This window comes from Streptomyces speibonae (assembly GCF_984686075.1).
Window position 1 is genome coordinate 3,431,384 of sequence record NZ_OZ480260.1, and the last position, 17,854, is coordinate 3,449,237.

Annotated in this window: 12 protein-coding genes; 7 read left to right on the top strand and 5 right to left on the bottom strand. The window is 73.6% G+C overall.

All coding sequences use genetic code 11. The features are described from left to right. The first annotated feature begins 2 nt into the window (after positions 1-2). The 5 genes from AC5L3C_RS15365 to AC5L3C_RS15385 all read left to right on the top strand — a co-directional run bounded on the left by AC5L3C_RS15365 (position 3) and on the right by AC5L3C_RS15385 (position 5,773). The gene (locus AC5L3C_RS15365) at positions 3-1,313 is read left to right on the top strand and encodes a glycosyltransferase family 2 protein (protein WP_493649470.1); all 1,311 of its coding nucleotides are present in this window, start codon (positions 3-5) and stop codon (positions 1,311-1,313) included. Between the two features lie 74 nt (positions 1,314-1,387). Then, positions 1,388-2,143 carry a polysaccharide deacetylase family protein gene (locus tag AC5L3C_RS15370; RefSeq protein WP_493649471.1) on the top strand — a complete coding sequence of 252 codons (756 nt, stop codon included), beginning with the start codon at positions 1,388-1,390 and terminating at the stop codon, positions 2,141-2,143. An 83-nt stretch (positions 2,144-2,226) separates the two neighbouring features. After that, entirely contained in the window at positions 2,227-4,155 is a 1,929-nt protein-coding gene (locus AC5L3C_RS15375) for a hypothetical protein (RefSeq protein WP_493649472.1), read from the top strand. A 5-nt stretch (positions 4,156-4,160) separates the two neighbouring features. Next, a complete protein-coding gene (locus AC5L3C_RS15380; protein ID WP_493649473.1) occupies positions 4,161-4,610 on the top strand; it encodes a hypothetical protein in 450 nt (149 codons plus the stop codon). Between the two features lie 71 nt (positions 4,611-4,681). Next, positions 4,682-5,773 (top strand): glycoside hydrolase family 26 protein, encoded by a 1,092-nt coding sequence (locus AC5L3C_RS15385; protein WP_493649474.1) that lies wholly within the window; start codon positions 4,682-4,684, stop codon positions 5,771-5,773. Here AC5L3C_RS15385 and AC5L3C_RS15390 read toward each other — a convergent pair. Next, the gene (locus tag AC5L3C_RS15390) at positions 5,694-8,402 is read right to left on the bottom strand and encodes a lipopolysaccharide biosynthesis protein (protein WP_493653890.1); all 2,709 of its coding nucleotides are present in this window, start codon (positions 8,400-8,402) and stop codon (positions 5,694-5,696) included. The genes AC5L3C_RS15385 and AC5L3C_RS15390 overlap by 80 nt on opposite strands. Positions 8,403-8,505: 103 nt before the next feature. Continuing rightward, positions 8,506-9,765, bottom strand: a complete 1,260-nt coding sequence (locus AC5L3C_RS15395) for a DegT/DnrJ/EryC1/StrS family aminotransferase (RefSeq protein ID WP_493649475.1) — start codon at positions 9,763-9,765, stop codon at positions 8,506-8,508. Between the two features lie 293 nt (positions 9,766-10,058). Here AC5L3C_RS15395 and fahA point away from each other — a divergent pair, with 293 nt between their 5' ends. Continuing rightward, a complete protein-coding gene (fahA, locus tag AC5L3C_RS15400; protein WP_493649476.1) occupies positions 10,059-11,273 on the top strand; it encodes a fumarylacetoacetase in 1,215 nt (404 codons plus the stop codon). Positions 11,274-11,445: 172 nt separating this feature from the next. After that, positions 11,446-12,384, top strand: coding sequence for a M56 family metallopeptidase (locus tag AC5L3C_RS15405; RefSeq protein ID WP_493649477.1), 939 nt, complete (start codon positions 11,446-11,448; stop codon positions 12,382-12,384). A gap of 140 nt (positions 12,385-12,524) precedes the next feature. Here AC5L3C_RS15405 and recQ read toward each other — a convergent pair whose 3' ends face one another. The 3 genes from recQ to AC5L3C_RS15420 all read right to left on the bottom strand — a co-directional run bounded on the left by recQ (position 12,525) and on the right by AC5L3C_RS15420 (position 17,851). Further along, positions 12,525-14,471 (bottom strand): DNA helicase RecQ, encoded by a 1,947-nt coding sequence (gene recQ, locus AC5L3C_RS15410; protein ID WP_493653891.1) that lies wholly within the window; start codon positions 14,469-14,471, stop codon positions 12,525-12,527. A gap of 156 nt (positions 14,472-14,627) precedes the next feature. Then, positions 14,628-16,283, bottom strand: coding sequence for an NADH-quinone oxidoreductase subunit NuoN (gene nuoN, locus AC5L3C_RS15415; RefSeq protein WP_493649478.1), 1,656 nt, complete (start codon positions 16,281-16,283; stop codon positions 14,628-14,630). Further along, positions 16,280-17,851 carry an NADH-quinone oxidoreductase subunit M gene (locus AC5L3C_RS15420; protein ID WP_493649479.1) on the bottom strand — a complete coding sequence of 524 codons (1,572 nt, stop codon included), beginning with the start codon at positions 17,849-17,851 and terminating at the stop codon, positions 16,280-16,282. Before AC5L3C_RS15420 ends, nuoN begins: the two co-directional genes overlap by 4 nt. Between the last annotated feature and the right edge of the window lie 3 nt (positions 17,852-17,854).

Genomic DNA, 17,854 nt, shown 5'->3' on the forward strand with positions numbered 1-17,854 from the left:
GTATGTCCGGCAGAGCACGAGCGCGTACGCGGGACGAGATACGCCGGTTCCTGGCCGTCGAGCCGGTGCAGATCGCCGAGGTGGACCTGCCGGCGGACGGGGCCGGGCCCACGCCCGGACCCGGCCCCGGCAGCCCTCCGCCGGCCCACGGCGAGGTCTTCCTCCTGGTCAGACATGCCGGCCGGCCGGTGGGCACCCTCCTGACCCACGTCCCGGAAGGGGCGGACCCGAGGAGCACCCTGACCCGGGCGGCCCGCCGGGCCTTCCCCGCACTGCCCGGGGCCGGGGCTCCGGTCCCCGCCGGCGGTGACGGAGTGCCCCGGGTCTCCGTCGTGGTGGGGACGCGGGAACGGGCGGGGCAGCTGGGGCGGGCGCTGGACTCCGTGCTCGCGCAGGATCATCCGCGGTTCGAGGTCGTCGTCGTCGACAACGCGCCCGTGACCGGCGACACGCGTGAGCTGGTGGAGCGGAAGTACGGCGAACGGGTGCGGTACGTGTGCGAGCCGGTGCCCGGGCTGGCGATCGCCCACAACACGGGGCTCGCGGCGGCCCGGGGCGAGGTGGTCGCGTTCACCGACGACGACGTGATCGCCGATCCCCGCTGGCTCACCGAGCTGACCGCGCCCTTCGCCGCCGACCCCCGGCTCGGCTGTGTCACCGGCCTCATCCTGCCCGCCCGGCTGCGCACCCCCGCCCAGGTGCTGCTGGAGAGCCACGGCGGCTTCGCCAAGGGCTTCACGCCGACGACGTACGACCCGCGGAATCCGCCGCGCGACGAGCCGCTGTTCCCCTTCACCGCGGGCCGTTTCGGGTCCGGCGCGAACATGGCGTTCCGCGCGGACGTGCTGCGTGCCGTCGGCGGTTTCGACCCCGCCACCGGCGCCGGGACGCCCGCGCGGGGCGGCGACGACCTGTACGGGTTCGTGCGCGTCCTCGCCGAGGGGTACCGGCTGCACTACACGCCGCACGCGCTGGTGTGGCACCACCACCGGGAGACCTGGGCCGACCTGGAGGCACAGGCGTACGGTTACGGCGCGGGGCTCACCGCCTTCCTCACCGCGGTCCTGGTCGGCCGGCCCGCGCTGCTGCCCGCGTTCCTCGCCCGGCTGCCGCGCGGTCTCGCCCGCGCCCGCGCGCTGACCGCCGTACGCGACACCGGCGGCGGGGGCGCGCCGGGCACGCACGACGCCCGTACCCATCCCTGGCCACGGCGGCTGTCACGGCTGCAACGCAAGGGGATGCTCCACGGGCCGGCCGGCTATCTGCGCGCGCGGCGGGCGTTGCGGAACGGCGCGGGGAGGGGGGCGCGATGAGACCGGCGTCCGGGACCCATGGCGCTCGGGGGGCTCTTGTCGCTGCCGTCCCCGTGTTCCTGTACCACGCCGTGATGGACGACCCGCCCGAGTGGATCGCCGAGTTCACCGTCACGCCCAGGGCGTTCGCGGCCCACCTCGACGCGATCGCCGGCAGCGGCCGTACGCCCGTCACCATCAGCACCTTCGCCGACGGCCTCGCCGGGCGGGCGCCCCTGCCGCCCCGGCCGGTGCTGCTCACCTTCGACGACGGTTTCGCCGACCTGCCCGGCCCCACCGCGGACGTCCTGGCCGCGCGCGGGCTGCCCGCCACCGCCTACCTCACCACCGGCGCCATCACCCCGGGCGGCCGCAGCCTGCTGCCGCCCGCCCCGATGATGACGCTGGCCGGGGCGGAGCGGCTTGAGCAGGCCGGCCTGGAGGTCGGCAGCCACACCGTCACCCACGCCCAGCTCGACACGCTGAACGCCCGTCAGGTGCACGCCGAACTGGCGGACTCCAAGGCCGTGCTGGAGGACACCCTCGGCCACCGCGTGCCCCACCTCGCCTATCCGCACGGCTACAACAGCCCGCGGGTGCGCGCCATGGCCGCGCGGGCCGGCTACGAGACCGCGGCCGCCGTGCGGCACGCGCTCAGTTCGGACCGGGACGAGCGCTACCGCATCGCCCGTCTGATCGTCCGCCGCGGCCACACCGTCGCCGACGTCGAGGCGTGGCTGGCGGGCGGCGACGTGCGGACCGCCCCCTACCGGGACGGGCTCAGGACCGTCGGCTGGCGGTGGTACCGCAGGGCCCGCACCGCCCTGCGCGGCCCCGCGTTCGCCGGATGAACCGCGTCGGGGCGACTGAGACGTTTTTGGTGTGAAAAACAGCGTTAATTCCTATACTCGCTACGGGGGAGGGGAGTCCCGGCGTGCACCACCATGTACCCGTACCGACCGCGGAGAGCGGCGCGCTGCCCGCCCCCGCCCCGGCCACCGGCCCGCCGGACGCGCGACCGCCCGACGGCGGCGGCCGCACGGCCCGGCCGTTCTTGCGACGGGCGCCCGACGCCGGTCTGCTGGCCCTGCTGCTCGCCGCCGCGCTGTGGCTGTACGCGCTGCCGCGTATCGGCTTCCGGGAGATGAGCGACTACGGCCTCCTGGACCGTCTGCCCGCCGCCTACTACCTGTCGCTGCTCGTCCTCACCGCCGGCTTCGTCCTCACCCTGCGCCGGGCGGGCACCGCGCCCTGGTGGCCCGCCCTGCACTGCGCCGCGCTGCTGTTCGCGCTCAAGGCGCCGCCGGCGATCCTGTACGACGCCGTGCGCTATCCGTGGGCGTCGAAGCACGACGCCGTCGTCAACACCCTGCTCGCCAACGGTGAACTGCGCCCGGACGCCGCCCTGTCGGGCAACATGTCCGCCTACGACCAGTGGCCGGGGTTCTTCACGCTCGACGCCGGCCTGGTGCGCGCCTTCGGCGTGGAGAGCGCCGCCGCGTACGCCAACTGGGCGCCGATCGTCCTCGGTCTGCTGATGATGCCGGTGCTCGTGCTGCTCTACCGCACGTTCAGCCAGGACTGGCGGCTGGTGTGGACCGCCGTGTGGATCTTCCAGCTCGCCAACTGGGTGGGGCAGGACTACTTCGCCCCCCAGGGGCTCGCCTTCCTGCTGCACCTGACCGTCATCACGGTGGTGCTGCGGCACTTCGTGCGCCCGGGCTCGGCCGGCCGGCTGCGCGACCGCGCCCGTCTCGACCCGGCCGCCGCCGGCGTGCCCCCGCCGACCGGGACCCGGCAGCGCGCGGTCTGCGTGGCGATCCTCGCCCCGCTCCTCCTCGCCGTGAACGCCACGCACCAGCTCACGCCGGTGATGCTCTGCGTCTGCCTGTCCGCGCTCTGCCTCACGCGCCGCTACCGCAACGTCGGGCTGCTGACCGTCGCCGTGCTGCTGATGCTCGCCTGGGACCTGACCATGGGGCGGCCGCTGTTCACCGAGACGCTCTCCACCCTCAAGGAGTCGATCGGCGAGCTGACGCAGAACTCGCGCGCCGGTTACGCGGGCGAGCTGACCGGGCCGGGCCCCGAACTCGCCGGCACCGCCAACGTGCTGATGGTGCTCGCCGTCGCCGCGCTCGCCGGAGCCGCCCTCGTGCTGCGGCGCCGCCTGGTGCGCAGCGCCCTGCCGCTGCTGCTGGTCTCCGCCGCCCCCGTCCCGCTCTTCGCCGTCAACGACTACGGCGGCGAAATGCTGTTCCGGGTCTATCTGTTCGGCCTGCCCGGTGCGGCGTTCTTCGCCGCCGCCGCGCTCGTCCCCGGCGCCGCCGCGGGCACCCAGCGCGGCGGGGCGAGGGCGCTGCGGCGCAGGGTCTCGGCGGTCGCGCTGCCCGCCGTGCTGCTGGCGCTCCTGGCCGGCTTCATGCCGTCGTACTACGGCAAGGAGACGATGTACTACACGCCGCCCGAGGAGACCGCGCTGGTCACCCGGGCGCTCGACAACGCGCCCGACGGCTCGCTGATCCTCGCCACCACCGGCTCCTTCCCGCAGGCACTGCACCGGTACGACCGGATCGAGCACTGGTTCTTCGCCGAGCAGGAACTGCCGGAGAACGAGCGGATGCTCCAGGACCCGGCGGGCCATCTCGCCGCCGGCATCCCGCCGGGCACCAGGGCGTACGTCGTCCTCACCCGCACCCAGGACATCTACACCGCGGGCGAGGGCCTGCTGCCGCCCGGCGGCTTCGCGACGCTGCGCGCCGAGCTGGCCGCCTCGCCCCTCTTCAGAACCGTCGAGAGCCACGACTACGGGGTGGTGCTGGAGTACCGCCCGGCCGACCGGGGAACGACCACGACCACAAGGTGATCGAAGTGACGTCGCAGGCCAGCCAGTTCCGTTCGTCCACCACCGACGCGCCGCACGGCGCGGAGCGGCACCTCAGACTCCTCGCCGGTGCCTCCGGCTGGATCGCCCTGGCCGCCACCGCGCTGCCCGGTCCCTCGCCGCTGCGCTGGATCCCCGTGCTGCTGTTCATACTGTTCGGCCCGGGCTGCGCGGCCCTGTATCCGCAGCCGGACGGACTGGCCCGGGGCGCCCGGCTGGAGGCCGTCGCCCTCGCCGCGCCGGTCAGCCTGTCGCTCGGGGTGCTCGCCGCCACCTCGCTGTTCCTGGTGGAAGCCTTCTCGGCGACCTCCTTCCTCGTCGTGCTCGCCGTTCTCACCACCGTCGCCGCGGCCCTTCCGGGGCTGCCGCTGCCCGCCGCCCGGCGCGGGGCGGCGGAGCACGGCAGGCGCCGGTCCGCGAACGGCGGTGGCGCATGACGGGCCCGCACCGGGTGCGCGACCCGCACGCACGCGGCCGGTGGCGGCATGCGGCGCGGAGGGTGAGGCGTGTGAAGCGCGGCTACGCGGCGGTCGTCCTGGTGACGGTCGCCGCACTGCTGACCGGGCTCGGTTTCTGGGCGGGCCGCTCCGACGACACGGACGCGCCGGACGGGCTGCCCGGCAACGCGGCCTCAGGGGCGGTGCCGACCGGGCCCTGTGCTCCCACCGAGACCCTGGTGCCGCCCTGCGGGGCCTGGTGGGGGGCCTATGTGCCGTACGCGGCGAACGGCTCGCTCAAGGACGCCGTGCTCGGCTTCGAGAAGCGGATCGGGCGCCGGCTCGACCTCGTGTACAACTACCACGACATGTCGGGCAACGAGCTCGACGGGACGCTGCTCACCCCCGACGAGCAGGAGCTCGGCAGGGACCGGCTGCTCATGCTGGCGTGGGAGTCCACCGTCTGGACCGAGCCGCACCACGCCGACTGGACGGAGACCCAGCTCGGCTGGCGGAACATCGCCTCGGGGAAGTACGACGAGGAGATCATCGACCCCCAGATCCGCCGTCTCAAGGCCTACGGCAAGCGCGTGTTCTTCTCCTTCGACCAGGAGACCGACGCCCGCATCAAGGAAGGCGCGGGCACACCGGAGGAGTTCGTCGCGGCGTACCGCCATCTCCACGACCGGTTCCGGGAACTGGGCGCGGACAACGTCGTGTGGGTGTGGACCGTCTCCGGTTACCTCGGCAGCGCGGAGGAGATGAAGGCGCTCTACCCCGGGGACGCGTACGTCGACTGGATCGCCATGGACCAGTACAACTACTACGCCTGTCACGACACCACCCACTGGAAGGACTTCCTGCACAGCCAGCAGCCCAGCTACGACTGGCTGCGCGCGAACGTCTCCGACGACAAGCCCGTGATGCTCGCCGAGTTCGCCACCGCCCCCGACGCGGAGAACCCGCGGCGCCAGCGCGACTGGTACACCCGGATCCCGGCCGACGTGAAGAAACTCCCCGAGGTGAAGGCCCTGGTGCACTGGAACCGGCCGACCTCGCAGGAACCCGAGTGCGATCTGACCGTCAACGACGGTCCGGGGCTCGAGGGGTACCGGGAGGCGGGGAAGAACGGGTACTTCCACCAGCCCGTCCCGCCCCGGTGAGGAGCAGCAGGACCAGGAGGGCGGCCAGCGCCGACACGGCGGCCGGTGCGAGCTCCTGCCGGAACGCCCAGCCGGCCACCGCCACGACATAGAGCGCGCCCCAGCCGGCCCGCCATGTCAGCCGTCCGCCGGCGCGGGCGAGCAGCAGCCGCAGCGGTACGAGGCACAGCAGCTGGGCCGCCAGGGGCACCCATCGCAGCAGGGGGCCGGGGCCGTCGAGCCCCACCGCCTGCGCGAGGGAGCGGGCCGCGTCGGTGTACAGGTCCCCCGCCACGGGGTCGGGCACACGGCCCACGGCGACGGGCGCGGCGTACAGGGCGATCAGGGCGGACGCCAGTGCGGTGCCGGAGAGCCAGGGGACGGGTCTCGCACACCACGTCACCGAGGCGACGAAGACGAGGAGCAGCGCCGCCCCGGCCGCCGACGCCGACAAGGGCAGCTCGGTGAGCAGTTCACGTCCCGTGGGCTCACTTCTGGCGGCTCCCCCGGCCCAGGGGAGCCCGCGCACCGAGATCCAGAACACGGCGGTCGCCAGCCCGAGCAACGCCCAGAGGACCATGCCGGCCCGGCGGTCGGCCGCATCGTCGGCGGCCTCCTCCGGCGGCGGCACGGGGGCGGGGGCGGGGGCGGGGCGTGGTGCCCGCGGCAACGCACCGGGGTGGGCATCACCGGCCCACGCGGTACGGCCCACGTCCGCCGGTACCCGCCGCCCCGACGCCACGGCATTCCACGCCGGACCCGCTGCACCGCCCTCCGGCAAGGCTCCCGCCCCCAGCCGGTACCGATGCCCGTCCGACACCTCCCCCGAGCCCGCGTCCGGCTTCCTGCCCTCCGGCGAGGACCCCGCCCCCAGCCCGCGCGGCCGCCCATCCCGGCCGCCCTCCGGACAAGCCCCGTCGGGATCACCGTCCTCCCGGGCGACTCCCGCCCCGAACCGGTACCGATGCCCGTCCGACACCTCCCCCGGACCCGCGTCCGGCTTCCTGCCCTCCGGCGAGGACCCCGCCCCCAGCCCGCGCGGCCGCCCATCCCGGCCGCCCTCCGGACAAGCCCCGTCGGGATCACCGTCCTCCCGGGCGGCTCCCGCCCCGAACCGGTACCGATGCCCGTCCGACACCTCCCCCGAGCCCGCGTCCGGCTTCCTGCCCTCCGGCGAGGGGCCGGCTCCGTGTCGGCGGGGAGACGTCCCCGGAGCCGGGTCCGCCGTCCGGTCCTCCCCCGGCTGCGGGCGCACGATGAGCGCCAGCGTGTCCGCGTGGAGGGCCTCCCGTTCGTAGCCTGGGCCGCCGATGAACAGGGTGACGGTGTCGCCGTCCCGGCCTCCCCCGGGGCCCTCGGACGCGTACGCCGCCCGGCGGGCCCAGGTCGTGCCGTATCCGGCGGTGGCGTTCAGCCGGGCCCAGCGCGTGCCGTACTCGGGGACGGGGGCGGGCCTCTCGCGCAGGGCCGAGCGCAGGCCGAGCACCGAGACGGCGGCGGTCAGCGTCATGCCGGCCAGCACCGCCCACCCGGCCCCCGCGATCCCCGCGGGCGTGAACAGCACGGCCGCGCCGCCCAGCACGAGTACGCACATCGCCCCCTGGAGCGCGGCGAGCACGCCCGTGCGCCCCTGTACCCGCAGCACCCCGATGTACAGCTCCACGACCACCCGGGGCAGCGCGCCGAGGGCGAGCAGCCGCAGCACGGTCGAGCCGTGCTCGGCGTAGTCCGGGCTGAACGGCGTGAGGATCTGCGGCGCGAACACGACCAGCACCAGCACCACCGGCACCAGCAGCAGCGTCATCCGGCGCAGCGCCCCGCGCACCCCGTCGGCGAGCCGGCGCGGGTCGTGCGAGGCGTGGGCGGTGAGCGAGGAGGCCATGTTGATGGCCATGAACTCCATCGTGCCGCCGACGGTGTACGCCACGTAGAAGTAGCCGTTCTCCGCGGCGCTGAAGCGGACCGCGACCATCACGGGCAGCAGGTTGATCATCGCCAGGCTGAACAGCGCGCCGAGCGAGTCACCGGCCAGGAAGCGGCCCATGGTGCGCAGGCCGGGCGGCTCCACGTCCCGGTCGGCCGCGGCCTGGCGCGGGATGAGCCTGCGGAAGATCAGCCAGCCGAGCGGCAGGGTGGAGAACGCGATGGCCACGGCCCAGGACACGAAGATGCCCAGCACGGGCAGCGCGCTCGCGAAGACGGCCAGCAGAGCCAGTTTGCCGACGGAGAACACCGCGTTGCCGGCCGGCACCCACTCGGCCTTGCGCAGCCCGGTGAGCACACCGTCCTGGAGCGTGAGCAGCGCCCACGCCACGCACGCCGCCACGAACAGCGCCCCCGCGAGCGGTGTGCCGAGGGGCTCGTAGGAGGCGCCCCACTGGTCGAGCGTCAGCAGGAACACGCCCGCGGCGAGCGCGACGACCACGGAACTGGCCCCGTACACCCCCCACACCAGGCGTGCGGTCTCGCGGCCCGCGCGCGGGACGAAGCGGACCACGGCGCCGATCATGGTGGTGGCGGTGATGCTGGCGAGCAGCCGCATCGCGGCGATCGCGGCGGAGCCCTGGCCGACGGCTTCCTCGGAGTAGTAGCGGGCGGCGACGAGCCAGAACGCCAGCCCGAGCACCGCCGACACGCCCGTGCTGAGCATCAGGAAGTAGGCGTTCTTGAACAGGGAGTCCGAGCCGGACCGGTCCCCGCCGGGCGGCGGCCGCCCGCCGGCGCGCGCCGCGGCCGGCCCGTCCACCCGGCTGTCAGTCACGGAACGGCCCCGGCACGCCGGCCGGCTCCCCCGGCCCGGCCGGCTCCCCCGGCGCCACGGCCGGCCGCGCGCCGGACCACTCCAGCACGTCGACGACCTCGCGGGCCCGCAGCGGATCCACCGGCAGCGCGTGCCGCGCGAACCAGCGGGCCGCCCCGGGGGCGGGCGAGGGGTCGGTGAAGACGTCCCCCGCGTAGTCGTCGAGGGGCGGGTCGTAGAGGTAGCCCACGACGATCCCGCGCCGCGCCAGCGCCGCGATCGCCGCGTCCCGGTCGGCGACCAGCAGCGGCACCCGGAACAGCGGCTGGACCCCGCCCCGGGCCGGCGGGCGGGCCCAGGGCGTCGACATCAGCAGTTCGGTGCCCTCCCGGGACGCCTTCAGCACGTCGTCCAGCCGTCCGAGGCCGCGCCGGATCCGCCGCAGCCGCAGCGGGCCGGACTCCCGGCGGTAGGTGTGCATGTCGACGCGGACCCAGGGGTCGTACGCGGCCAGGTCCGGGGCCCGGTCGCCGGCCTCGGCCAGCGCGTCCGGACGCAGCGGCATCCTGATCCCGTCGCGCTCGGCCGTCCCCAGCAGCCCCGACGCCGCCCAGGCGGCCCGCCGCAGCCCCAGTCCCCGCACGGCGGCCTCGGCATACGGCCGTACCGCATAGGCCAGTTCGGACGCCGCGCCGCGCGGGGTGAGCAGCCCGTCGCGGGTGCGGCGCACCGCGTCGCCCAGGTCCGGGTCGGCGAGCGAGAGGATCCCGCCGGCCTTCGCGCCGACGTGTTTGGACAGGCTGAACACGGAGGCCTCGCCCCACGCCCCGACCGGCCGCCCGCCGGTCTCGCTGCCGATCGCGTGCGCCGCGTCCTCGAACAGCGGGATGCCCAAGGCGTCGCAGCGCGCCCGCAGTCGCGGCGCCGGGTCGGGATTGCCGTACAGATTGGTCGTCAGTACGGCCGAGAGCGAGCCCCATGTCTCCTCGGGCACGGCATCGACGTCGACGGACGCGTCGAACGCGTGCAACGGCGCCTGCACCGGCCGCAGTCCCGCCGCCAGCACCACGAAGAAGATGACGTCGTCGTTGACCGGCGACATCAGCACCCTGCCGCCCGGCGGGCACCAGTGGCGCAGCGCCACGTACAGCCCCAGCCTGCATGACGGCATGTACACACATTCCCGGCCGAGCCGGGCACGCATGGTCTCTTCCAGCCTCTTCGGCCGCGACCACGAGCGCGCCGAGCGCGGGCCGGCCTCCCCTATGGCCATCCGCCCCCCTGTGTGCCGACGGAACGCCCCCTCCCCGAGGCCTTCCGGCACCCGCCCAGAGTCGCCCCGTTCGCACCGCTCCGTCAAGATTGCGCAGCCGCCTGTGGATAACTTCCGGTAGGCGGTCCAAAGCGGCACTTGGGGTCTTTGCGCCCGCGCGCACCCCGCCCTTGGTGCCCGGCCGCCGCCGCACCACCGGTCCGGCTCTGCACAAGAGCGCCACGGCACCCGTAACGTGTGCCTGGCCACGGACACGTGGAGCACCTGCGCACACGAAAGCGAGGCAGCACCCGATGCCCCCCTTCGATGTCCCCGAGGGCGATCCCTTCGGCCCGCACAATCTGCCGTACGGCGTGTTCTCGCCCCCCGGCTCCTCGGAGCGGACCGTCGGCGTCCGGCTCGGCGACCATGTCCTCGACGCCGGCGCGGCGGCGCACGCCCTGGGCTCCCCCTACGCGTCCCTGCTCGCCCGCCCGACCCTGAACCCGCTGCTGGCGGCGGGCCGTACGGCCTGGTCGGACGTGCGGCGGGCGCTCACGGCCTGGGTCACCGTGCCCGCGCACCGGGAGACCGTCGAGCCGCTGTTCCACCCGCTGTCCGAGGTGACGCTGCATCTGCCCTTCGAGGTCGCGGACTACGTCGACTTCTACGCCTCGGAGAACCACGCCCGCAACGTCGGACAGATCTTCCGCCCCGACGCCCCGGACCCGCTCACCCCCAACTGGAAGCATCTGCCGATCGGCTACCACGGCCGCTCCGGCACGGTCGTGGTCTCCGGCACCGACGTCGTGCGCCCCTCCGGCCAGCGCAAGGCACCCGCCGACGCGGCCCCCGTGTTCGGGCCGTCCGTCCGGCTGGACATCGAGGCGGAGGTCGGCTTCGTGGTGGGCGTGCCGTCCGACCTGGGCGAGCCGGTTCCGCTCGGCTCCTACCGCGACCACGTCTTCGGCCTGTGCCTGCTCAACGACTGGTCCGCCCGCGACGTCCAGGCCTGGGAGTACGTCCCCCTCGGCCCGTTCCTCGGCAAGTCCTTCGCCACCTCGGTGTCCGCCTGGATCACCCCGCTGGACGCCCTGGAGGAGGCCCGCGTCGCACCGCCGGAGCGCACGCACGAACTGCTGCCCTACCTGGACGACGCGGACGAGGAACCCGGCGGCTACGACCTGCGGATCAGCGTCGCCGTCAACGGCCATGTCGTCTCCGAACCCCCCTTCTCCACCATGTACTGGACGGCCGCCCAGCAGCTCGCCCACATGACCGTCAACGGCGCCTCCCTGCGCACCGGCGACCTCTACGGCTCGGGCACGGTGAGCGGCCCCTCCGAGCGGGAGCGCGGCTCGCTGCTGGAGCTGACCTGGAACGGCCGTGACCCGCTGGAACTGCCCGACGGCAAGCGGACGTTCCTGGAGGACGGCGACGTGGTCACGCTGTCGGCCTGGGCGCCGGGCCCGGACGGCGTCCGCGTGGGGCTCGGCGAGGTCACGGGACGGGTGGTCCCCGCGCCCTGACCCGTCCGGCCCTGTCCGATCCCGCACGACCGCTGACTCGCACCGCCCTTCGCCGTCATAATTGGCGTCGGGCGGTGCGCGCGTGTCAGCGCCCCGCACGCCCCTCGCACGACCCTTGTACGACCCGCACGCCCCCGAGCCGACCCTTCCGACAGGATCCGGAGCCCGTGGCATGACCCTCTGCCTGCTCCTGCTGGGCGTCGTCGCCCTGACGGCCGCCGTGCCCGTCCCCCGGGCGCTGACCCGGGCGAAGTGGCCGGAGCGGGAACCGGTCGTCGCCCTGTGGGTGTGGCAGTGCCTGGTCGCCACCGTCCTGCTGTGCTGTCTGACGGCTCTCGCGCTGGGCGCGGCGGCCGTCTTCGGCACCGTCCGCGCCCAGCTCTTCGCGCCGGCGCCGCCCGCGGTGACCGCCGCGTACAACCTGTCGGCCGCCTCGCCCTGGACGACCGTCGTCACCGTGCTGCTGGCCTGCGGGGCGGCCTGGACGGCGGCCATGCTGGTGCGGGAACTGGTCGAGGCCCGCCGGCGTCGCGCCCGGGCCCGGGCCCAGCTGCGGGAGCGCGCCCCGGACCTGCCCGCCGGGCTCCCCGCCGCCCGCGGTCCCCTGCTGGTGCTGGAGGACGAGTACCCCGACGCCTGGTGGCTGCCGGGCAGCCCGCCCCAGTTGATCGTCACCACCGGGGCCCTGCGGCGCCTGACCGGCCACCAGCTCGACGCCGTGCTCACCCATGAGCGCGGTCACGCCCGCGCCCACCACGACTGGCTGCTGCACCTCTCCACGGCCCTGGCCACCGGGTTCCCCCGGGTCCCGCTGTTCGCCCACTTCTGCGACCAGACCCACCGCCTGGTGGAGCTGTCCGCCGACGACACGGCCTCCCGCCGCTGCGGTCACCTGACCACGGCGCTGGCGCTGATCGAACTCAACCAGCACCGCGGCGTGCTGTCCTGCGCCTCCAGCCACCGCCTGCTCGGTGAACGCGTCGACCGTCTCCTGGAGCCACCGCCCCGCCTCGACCGCCGCCACCGCGCCCTGACGACGACCGCGGCGGCCCTGGTACCGCTGGTCCCCCTGCTGATCACCTTCGCCCCGGGCCTGACGGCGCTCCCGTAGCCCCGGGCGGGCGATCGTGCCTCCCCCAGAGCCTTAAGGGCCTGGGAGGTGCCCCCGGGGCGGCACGGGCGGGCGCCCCGGCACCCCGCAATCGCCGGGCTGCGCAACACCCCCCGCCCAGCCCCAGCAAACGGCGGCGCCTACGTCCAGTCGGGCTCGGGCTCCGGCTCCGGCTCGACGTCCACGTCACCTCCGGCACCGGCGTCCCCGGGCGAGGCCAACCCCGCCAGCACCCCCACCACCCCCTCCCCGTACGTCGCCCGCTTCTTCTCCCCCACCCCGCTGACCCCCGCCAGCTCGTCCACCGACGTGGGCCACACCGTGGCGATCTCCCGCAGCGTGGCGTCGTGGAAGATCACGTACGCCGGAACCCCCTGCTCCCGCGCCTGCTCCGCCCGCCACGCCCGCAACGCCTCGAACGCGGGCTGGAGTTCCTCGGGCAGCTCGGCCGCCGCCGCCCTGGCCTTGCGCTCGCCCCGGCCGCCGCCCGTGCCACGCGCCGCCGCCGGCTTCTTCGGCTCCTTCCGCAGCGGCACCTCCCGCTCCCGCCGCAGCACCGACCCGCTGGCCTCGGTCAGCACGAGCGTGCCGTACTCCCCCTCGACGGCGAGCAGCCCCTGGGCGAGCAACTGCCGTACGACGCCGCGCCACTCGGCCTCGCTCAGATCCTCACCGATGCCGAACACCGACAGCTGGTCGTGGTCGAACTGGATGACCTTGGCGGTGCGCCGCCCGAGCAGGATGTCCACGATCTGGCCCGCGCCGAACTTCTGCCCGCGCTCCCGCTGCAGCCGCACCACCGCCGACAGCACCTTCTGCGCCGCGACCGTTCCGTCCCATGTCTCCGGCGGTGTCAGACAGGTGTCGCAGTTGCCGCAGCCCGACGGGTCGGCCTCCTGGCCGAAGTAGGCGAGGAGCTGTCCGCGCCGGCACCGGACCGTCTCGCACAGCGCCAGCATGGCGTCCAGATGCTGGTTCGCCCGCCGCCGGAACGACTCGTCGCCCTCCCCCGTCTGGATCAGCTTGCGCTGCTGGACGACGTCGTTGAGCCCGTAGGCCATCCATGCCGTGGACGGCAGTCCGTCCCGCCCCGCGCGCCCGGTCTCCTGGTAGTAGCCCTCGACCGACTTGGGCAGGTCCAGGTGGGCGACGAAACGGACGTCCGGCTTGTCGATGCCCATGCCGAAGGCGATGGTCGCGACCACGACCAGCCCCTCCTCCCGCAGGAAGCGCGACTGATGGGCGGCGCGCGTCCCCGCGTCCAGGCCCGCGTGGTACGGCACCGCCTCGATGCCGTTGCGCGAGAGGAACTCGGCGGTCTTCTCCACGGAGTTGCGCGAGAGGCAGTAGACGATGCCCGCGTCCCCGGCGTGCTCCTCGCGCAGGAAGCTCAGCAACTGCTTCTTGGGGTCGGCCTTGGGCACGATCCGGTACTGGATGTTGGGCCGGTCGAAGCTGGCGACGAAGTGCCGCGCCTGCGGCATCCGCAGCCGGTCGGTGATCTCCCGGTGCGTTGCGTCCGTGGCCGTCGCCGTGAGCGCGATGCGGGGCACGTCCGGCCACCGCTCGCCCAGCACGGACAGCGCGAGGTAGTCGGGACGGAAGTCGTGCCCCCACTGGGACACACAGTGCGCCTCGTCGACGGCGAAGACGGAGATCTTGCCGCGGGAGAGCAGCTCCAGGGTGCTGTCCAGCCGCAGCCGCTCCGGCGCGAGGTAGAGCAGGTCCAGCTCCCCGGCGAGGAACTCCGCCTCGACCACCCGCCGCTCGTCGAAGTCCTGCGTGGAGTTCATGAACCCGGCGCGCACGCCCAGCGCCCGCAGCGCGTCCACCTGGTCCTGCATCAGGGCGATCAGCGGGGAGACGACGACACCCGTGCCCGGTCTGACCAGGGCCGGGATCTGGTAGCACAGGGATTTGCCGCCGCCGGTCGGCATCAGCACGACGGCGTCGCCGCCCGCGATCACATGCTGGACGACCGCTTCCTGCTCACCGCGGAAGGCCTCGTACCCGAACACCCGGTGCAGCGCTGCCCGCGCCGCGTCATCCGTCACTGCCATCTCGGCGATACCGCCCGTCCCCTGCATCGTCCCGTCCCCCGTGCGTCGTCCCTCGACCACTGCGTCCACGATAGGCGCCCGCACCGACAGGACCGGAGTTGTCCACAGGCCCGCCCGCGACGGCCGCGGCCCGGCACCCCGTGCTCGGGGTACCGGGCCGCTCCGCCGTTCTCCGGCGCGGTGTCAGCGGACGAACACGCCCGCGTCGCCGGCCAGCTCCAGGAAGTACTGCGGTGCCACACCGAGCACCACCGTGACCGCCACGCCGACCCCGATCGCCGTCATCGTCAGCGGTGACGGCACCGCGACGGTCGGGCCCTCGGGGCGCGGCTCGCTGAAGAACATCAGCACGATGACGCGGATGTAGAAGAACGCCGCGATGGCCGAGGCGATCACACCGACCACGACCAGCGGGACGGCCCCGCCCTCCGCGGCCGCCTTGAACACGGCGAACTTCCCGGCGAAGCCGGAGGTCAGCGGGATGCCCGCGAAGGCCAGCAGGAAGATCGCGAACACGGCCGCGACCAGCGGCGAGCGGCGGCCGAGCCCCGCCCACTTCGACAGGTGCGTCGCCTCGCCGCCCGCGTCCCGGACCAGCGTGACCACCGCGAACGCGCCGACGGTCACGAAGGAGTACGCCGCCAGGTAGAACAGCACGGACGAGATGCCCGACGGGGTGGCGGCGATGACACCGGCGAGGATGAAGCCCGCGTGGGAGATCGCCGAGTACGCCAGCAGCCGCTTGATGTCGGTCTGCGTGATCGCGACGATCGCGCCGATCACCATGGTGACGATGGCCACGGCCCACATCACCGGCCGCCAGTCCCAGCGCAGGCCCGGCAGCACGACGTACAGGATCCGCAGCAGCGCGCCGAACGCGGCCACCTTGGTCGCCGCCGCCATGAAGCCCGTCACCGGTGTCGGGGCGCCCTGGTACACATCGGGCGTCCACATGTGGAAGGGCACGGCGCCGACCTTGAACAGCAGGCCCATGACCAGCAGCGCGGCGCCGATCAGCAGCAGCGCGTCATTGCCCATGGTGTCGGCGAGCGCCGGGGTGACCTCCCCCACGCTGCCCTCGACGACCTGCGCGATCGTGGCGTACGACATCGAGCCCGCGTAGCCGTACAGCAGGGCGATGCCGAACAGCAGGAACGCGGAGGCGAAGGCGCCGAGCAGGAAGTACTTGACCGCCGCCTCCTGCGAGATCAGCCGCTTGCGGCGGGCCAGCGCGCACAGCAGGTACAGCGGGAGGGAGAGCACCTCCAGCGCCACGAACAGCGTCAGCAGGTCGTTGGCCGCCGGGAAGACCAGCATGCCGGCGACCGCGAAGAGCAGCAGCGGGAACACCTCGGTGGTGGTGAACCCGGCCTTGACGGCCCGCTTCTCGCTGTCGCTGCCCGGTACGGCCGCGGCCTGCGCGGCGAAGGAGTCGACGCGGTTGCCGTGCGCCTCCGGGTCGAGCCGGCGCTCGGCGAAGGTGAACAGGCCGACCAGGGCGGTCAGCAGGATCGTGCCCTGCAGGAACAGGGCCGGTCCGTCGACGGCGATGGCGCCCATCGCCGCGATGCCCGCCTTGGTGGTGGCGTAGCCGTTCGCGGCGAGGGCCACGACCGCTGCGAACGCGGCGGAGAGCGCGACCACGGAGACGAACATCTGTGCGTAGTAGCGGGACTTTCGCGGGACGATCGCCTCCACCAGGATGCCGACGACCGCCGCGCCGACGACGATCAGGGTGGGGGCGAGCTGCCCGTATTCGATCTTCGGCGCGTCGATCTTCGAGATCGGGTCGGCCGCCGCCGTTGTCCACAGGCTGTGGACGGCTGCTGCTGTGCTCACTTGGCCGCCTCCACCTCGGGCTGGGGATCCTTCTTCTCCACGTCGGACATGGTGTGCTTCACCGCCGGGTTCACGACGTCAGTGACGGGCTTCGGATAGACGCCCAGGAACACCAGCAGCACGACCAGCGGCGCCACCACCGCGATCTCCCGCACCCTCAGGTCGGGCATCGCGGCCACCTCGGGCTTCACCGGGCCCGTCATCGTCCGCTGGTAGAGGACGAGGGTGTAGAGCGCGGCGAGGACGATGCCGAAGGTGGCGATGATCCCGATCACCGGGTAGCGGGTGAACGTCCCGACCAGGACCAGGAACTCACTGACGAAGGGCGCGAGCCCCGGCAGCGAGAGGGTCGCGAGGCCGCCGATCAGGAACGTGCCGGCGAGCACCGGGGCGACCTTCTGGACACCGCCGAAGTCGGCGATGAGCCGCGAACCGCGCCGCGAGATCAGGAATCCGGCGATCAGCATCAGCACGGCGGTCGAGATGCCGTGGTTGACCATGTAGAGCGTCGCACCGGACTGGCCCTGGCTGGTCATGGCGAAGATGCCCATGATGATGAACCCGAAGTGCGAGATCGAGGCGTACGCGATCAGCCGCTTGATGTCGCGCTGGCCGACCGCCAGCAGCGCGCCGTAGATGATGCTGACGACCGCCAGGACGAGGATCACCGGGGTCGCCCACTTGCTCGCCTCCGGGAACAGCCCGAGGCAGAAGCGGAGCATGGCGAAGGTGCCCACCTTGTCGACGACCGCCGTGATCAGCACGGCCACCGGGGCGGTGGACTCCTGCATGGCGTTGGGCAGCCAGGTGTGCAGCGGCCACAGCGGCGCCTTCACCGCGAAGGCGAAGAAGAAGCCGAGGAACAGCCAGCGCTCGGTGCCGGTCGCCATGTTCAGCTCGCCGCTCGCCCGCGCCTCGGCGATCTCGGTGAGCGAGAAGTTCCCCGCGACCACGTAGAGACCGATCACCGCGGCCAGCATGATCAGACCGCCGGCCAGGTTGTAGAGGAGGAACTTCACCGCGGCGTACGACCGCTGGGTGGCCGCCTTCTCCTCCCCGTGCTCGTGGGCACGGTCCCCGAAGCCGCCGATCAGGAAGTACAGCGGGATCAGCATGGCTTCGAAGAAGATGTAGAAGAGGAAGACGTCGGTGGCCTCGAAGGAGAGGATCACCATCGCCTCGACGGCCAGGATCAGGGCGAAGAAGCCCTGCGTCGGCCGCCACCGCCTGCTGCCCGTCTCCAGCGGGTCGGCGTCGTGCCAGCCCGCGAGGACGATGAACGGGATCAGCAGGGCGGTCAGCCCGATCAGGGCGACCGCGATGCCGTCGACGCCCAGTTCGTAGCGGACGCCGAAGTCCGCGATCCAGGCGTGGGACTCGGTGAGCTGGTAGCGGTCGCCGTCCGGGTCGAAGCGGACCAGGACGGTGACCGCCAGGGCGAGCGTGGCGAGCGAGAACAGCAGGGCCAGCCACTTGGCGGCCGTGCGCTTCGCGGCCGGTACGGCGGCCGTGGCGATCGCCCCGATGGCCGGGAGCGCCGCCGTCGCTGTCAGCAGAGGAAAGGACATCGG

Excerpts from the sequence above, each read along its gene's own strand:
- AC5L3C_RS15365 (WP_493649470.1), top strand. The coding sequence starts at position 3 with ATGTCCGGCAGAGCACGAGCGCGTACGCGGGACGAGATACGCCGGTTC.
- AC5L3C_RS15370 (WP_493649471.1), top strand. The coding sequence starts at position 1,388 with ATGGACGACCCGCCCGAGTGGATCGCCGAGTTCACCGTCACGCCCAGG.
- AC5L3C_RS15390 (WP_493653890.1), bottom strand. The coding sequence starts at position 8,402 with ATGCTCAGCACGGGCGTGTCGGCGGTGCTCGGGCTGGCGTTCTGGCTC.
- AC5L3C_RS15395 (WP_493649475.1), bottom strand. The coding sequence starts at position 9,765 with ATGGCCATAGGGGAGGCCGGCCCGCGCTCGGCGCGCTCGTGGTCGCGG.
- fahA (WP_493649476.1), top strand. The coding sequence starts at position 10,059 with ATGCCCCCCTTCGATGTCCCCGAGGGCGATCCCTTCGGCCCGCACAAT.
- AC5L3C_RS15405 (WP_493649477.1), top strand. The coding sequence starts at position 11,446 with ATGACCCTCTGCCTGCTCCTGCTGGGCGTCGTCGCCCTGACGGCCGCC.
- recQ (WP_493653891.1), bottom strand. The coding sequence starts at position 14,471 with ATGCAGGGGACGGGCGGTATCGCCGAGATGGCAGTGACGGATGACGCG.
- AC5L3C_RS15420 (WP_493649479.1), bottom strand. The coding sequence starts at position 17,851 with ATGTCCTTTCCTCTGCTGACAGCGACGGCGGCGCTCCCGGCCATCGGG.